3 protein-coding genes are annotated in these 3,675 nt (G+C 68.7%); 2 read left to right on the top strand and 1 reads right to left on the bottom strand.

Annotated features, from left to right (window positions below; all coding sequences use genetic code 11):
- Nucleotides 1-82 precede the first annotated feature (82 nt).
- Nucleotides 83-595 carry a YcxB family protein gene (locus tag ACESY8_RS17500; protein WP_054339365.1) on the bottom strand — a complete coding sequence of 171 codons (513 nt, stop codon included), beginning with the start codon at nucleotides 593-595 and terminating at the stop codon, nucleotides 83-85.
- 159 nt (nucleotides 596-754) lie between these two features.
- Here ACESY8_RS17500 and ACESY8_RS17505 point away from each other — a divergent pair, with 159 nt between their 5' ends.
- Together ACESY8_RS17505 and ACESY8_RS17510 are read left to right on the top strand one after the other, a co-directional pair.
- Entirely contained in the window at nucleotides 755-2,029 is a 1,275-nt protein-coding gene (locus tag ACESY8_RS17505; RefSeq protein WP_054339366.1) for a 2-hydroxyacyl-CoA dehydratase subunit D, read from the top strand.
- Nucleotides 2,026-3,663 carry an acyl-CoA dehydratase activase gene (locus ACESY8_RS17510; protein WP_434307807.1) on the top strand — a complete coding sequence of 546 codons (1,638 nt, stop codon included), beginning with the start codon at nucleotides 2,026-2,028 and terminating at the stop codon, nucleotides 3,661-3,663. Before ACESY8_RS17505 ends, ACESY8_RS17510 begins: the two co-directional genes overlap by 4 nt.
- The last annotated feature ends 12 nt before the right edge of the window (nucleotides 3,664-3,675 follow it).

Consider the following 3,675-nt stretch of genomic DNA (forward strand, 5'->3'; position numbering starts at 1 on the left):
CCCTTTTTCATTTCTGGATTCCACAGATTTCTTTTATGCCCAGGGCAAACAAATTGCCCCGGTGTCGAAGCGGCGGCCCCCGCTATCGGAACCGTTCAACCGTCAACCCCGTCTTTTTCTCCAGAAAGGCGCGGAGCTCCTCCGGGGCAGCGCCCGTCACCCCCTCTTTATCGCAGAGCTGGCCGTGGTTCTTTCCCAGAATGAGCACCAGGTAACGGTCATTCTCCGCCAGCCGGAGGAGCTTGCTATATTTCCATTGAGTGGCCGCGCCGGCGATTTTGGTTTCATAGTGTTCCTCCAAAAAGCGCACCGTGCACACCTCCATCCCCGGCAGGGCATTCCGCCTGGCAAAGAAGGCGTTGATTGCGTCCTCCCCCAGCAGAACGGCCAGCATCAGGACGGCCACCGCCCCATTGAGCGCCACAGTTCCCCACTCGCCCCAGGAGACCCAGGCCGACAGCAGGCTCAGCACCAGGAGCACCCAGCACCAGACGCGCAGCAGCCGTGAGCGCGTCCTGCGGACGGTTTTACGCAGAGCCCTGGCCAGCGCAGACAGCGCCCTCCGGTCATAAGTGGTACTGCATATGATTTCCATAGAAAAACCTCTCTTTCGTCTGCGTGGGTATAGAATAGCAAATATCCCGCGCCGCTGGCAAGAAAGATTTTCTTACGATTCCTTGAAGCCTCTGTAAGAAAGAACCCTATGCTTCGGGCCGCCCGAGCGGGCGGCCCGTTTTTTCGGAAAGGAGTCTCTATGCCAAGCTCTTCCATCGAGGCCCTGGGCCGCTTGATCTCCCGCCAGGTGGCCGGGCACCCTGACCGTGCCCGCGCCCTGCTCCGCACGGCCTACACCCTGGTGGGGGTACAGATGAAGTACTTCCCGCCCAAAAACGTGCTCCCCGCCCGGTGCGCCATGCAGGGGGACACGGCCCGCTCCATGGCCGCCGCCCTGGGCCGCCCCGGCCGGGCGGCCTGCGTCAACATCTTCCTCCCCTGCGAGGTGCTCCACGCCCTGAACATCCCCCCGGTGCTGCCCGAGGGGCTGTCCTGCTATCTGGTGTCCACGGCGGCGGAGCGGGTGTTCGTGGAGGCGGCGGAGGAGCGGGGCGTGCCGGAGAGCTACTGCTCCTACCACAAAATCCTGCTTGGCCTGGCCGAGACCGGCGTCATGGCCAGGCCCCGGTTCATCCTCAACACCTCCCTGGCCTGCGACGCCAACCAGCTCACCTTCCGCCGGCTGGCGGAGTTCTGGGACGTCCCACGCTTCACGGTGGACGTGCCCTACGCCCCCTCGGAGGAGAGTGTCGCCCAGGTGGCCGAACAGCTCCGGGCCATGGCGGCCTTTGTCCAGGCCCACGGGGGGCGCCCCCTGGAGGAGGACGCGCTGCGGGCCGCGGTGGCCCGCTCCCGGGCCACCGTGGAGGGCTACCACCGCTACCTGTCCCTGCGGGCGGAGCGCTCCCTCTCTGACGAGATGACCTCCGAGATGCTCTCCGTCTTCGCCACCCACTCCATGCTGGGTTCGCCGGAGGCCCTGCGCTACACCGAGCAGCTCTGCGCCCAGGTGGCCGCCCTGCCGGAGGGGCGGCGTGGAAAGCGGATTCTGTGGCTGCACACCCTCCCCCACTGGCAGGACAGCCTGCGCGCCCTGCTGAACTTCCGCCCCGACGTGGAGATTGTGGGGTGCGACATGGCCCTGGATGCCGATGTGCTCCCCGAGCCGGAGCGCCCCTATGAGTCCATGGCCCGGCGGCTGGTCTGCTCCTCCTTCAACGGCGGTGCGGAGCGCCGGGCGGAGCGGGCAGCGGAGCTGGCCCGCCTCCTCCGGGCCGACGGGGCGGTGTACTTCTGCCACTGGGGCTGCAAGCAGACCTCCGGCGCGGCCCAGCTCGTCAAACGCCGGCTGGAGGCCGCCGGGTTCCCCACCCTGGTGCTGGATGGGGATGGCTGCGACAGCGGCAACGTGAACGACGGCCAGATGGTCACCCGGCTCCAGGCCTTTCTGGAGCTGCTGGAGGGATGCAGATGATCGGATATACCTGTAAATACACCCCCGTGGAGCTGCTGGCCGCCCTGGGCGGCCAGCCGGCCCTTCTCAACCGGGAGGCTAACGCCTTCTCCCACGCCGAGGCGCTGACCCACAACCACTTCTGCTGCCACGCCAAGGCGGTGCTGGAGGAGTGCCGCCGGGACGGCGTGCGGGAGCTGGTGCTGGTCAACTGCTGCGACTCCATCCGCCGCTGCTACGACGTGCTCCGCGCCCAGGGCGGGCTGGATTTCCTCTTCCTGCTGGACCTTCCCCACCACGACGACGGCTGCGCCAAGGCCCGGCTCCGGGGGGAGCTGGAGCGGCTGGCGGAGGAGTACGGGGCCTACCGGGGCACCACCTTGGACGAAGCGGCCCTCCGGGCCGCCTTTACGCCCCCTGTCCCCCTGCCGGACGGCCTCTTCCTGGCTGTCACCGGGGCGCGGGCCGGGGCGGGCCTGCTGGAGGCCCTGCGGCGGGTCTCCCCCCTGCCGGTGGCCGACCTGACCTGCGGCGGCAACCGGAGCCTGCCGCCCCCGCCGGAGGGGCTGGACGGCCTGGACGGCCTGCTGGACTGGTACGCCGGGGCTCTGCTGGGGCAGATCCCCTGCCTGCGCATGGACGCGGTGGGCCGCCGGGAGGAGCTGCTGAACCACCCCGGCCTCAAGGGCCTGGTGTACCACACCGTCAAGTTCTGCGACTTCTACTCCTTCGAGTACGAGAACCTGCGCAGGCGCACCGCCCTGCCCCTGCTCAAGGTGGAGACCGACTTCACCCCCCTGTCCAGCGGGCAGCTCTCCACCCGGCTGGAGGCCTTTCTGGAGGGGCTGGAGCTCCGCCCCGCCCCTGCTTCCGCCGCCCGGCGGGGGGCCTATGTGGCGGGCATCGACAGCGGCTCCACCACCACCAACGTGGTGGTGCTCGACCGGGCGGGGAACGTGGCCGCCTCCGCCATCGTCCGCACCGGCCCAAAGGCCAGCCAGGGCGCGGAGAAGGCCTTCGCCGCCCTGGGCGGCTTCACCCCGGAGGACATGGCCGCCATCGTGGCCACCGGCTACGGCCGGAACAACATCCCCTTCGCCACCGGGCAGGTGACCGAGATCACCTGCCACGCCCGGGGGGCCCACCGCCTGTACCCGGAGGCCCGGGCCATCGTGGACATCGGCGGCCAGGACAGCAAGGTCATCTGTCTGGACGAGTCGGGCGGCGTGACCAACTTTGTGATGAACGACAAGTGCGCCGCCGGCACCGGACGGTTCCTGGAGCTGATGGCCCGCACCCTGGAGCTGAACCTGGATGAGATGGCCCGCGTCGGCCTGCACTGGGAGCAGGAGCTGACCATCTCCAGCATGTGCACCGTCTTTGCCGAGTCGGAGGTGGTGTCCCTCATCGCGGACAACCACTCCGCCGCCGACATTGTCCACGGCCTGAACCAGTCGGTGGCCGCCAAGACCGCCGCCCTGGCCAGCCGCGCGGGGGCCAAAGGGCCCTATATGATGACCGGCGGCGTGGCCCGCAACCGGGGCGTGACGGAGGCGCTGGAGGCCCGTCTGGGCGCGCCCCTGTGGCTCCCCCCCGAGCCGGATCTCTGCGGAGCCCTGGGCGCCGCCCTCTTCGCTCTGGACAGCATACAATAAAAGGCCGCGGGG

The sequence above is a fragment of the Clostridium sp. ATCC BAA-442 genome, assembly GCF_964239415.1.
In the GTDB taxonomy this organism is placed as follows: Bacteria; Bacillota; Clostridia; order Oscillospirales; family Oscillospiraceae; genus Flavonifractor; species Flavonifractor plautii.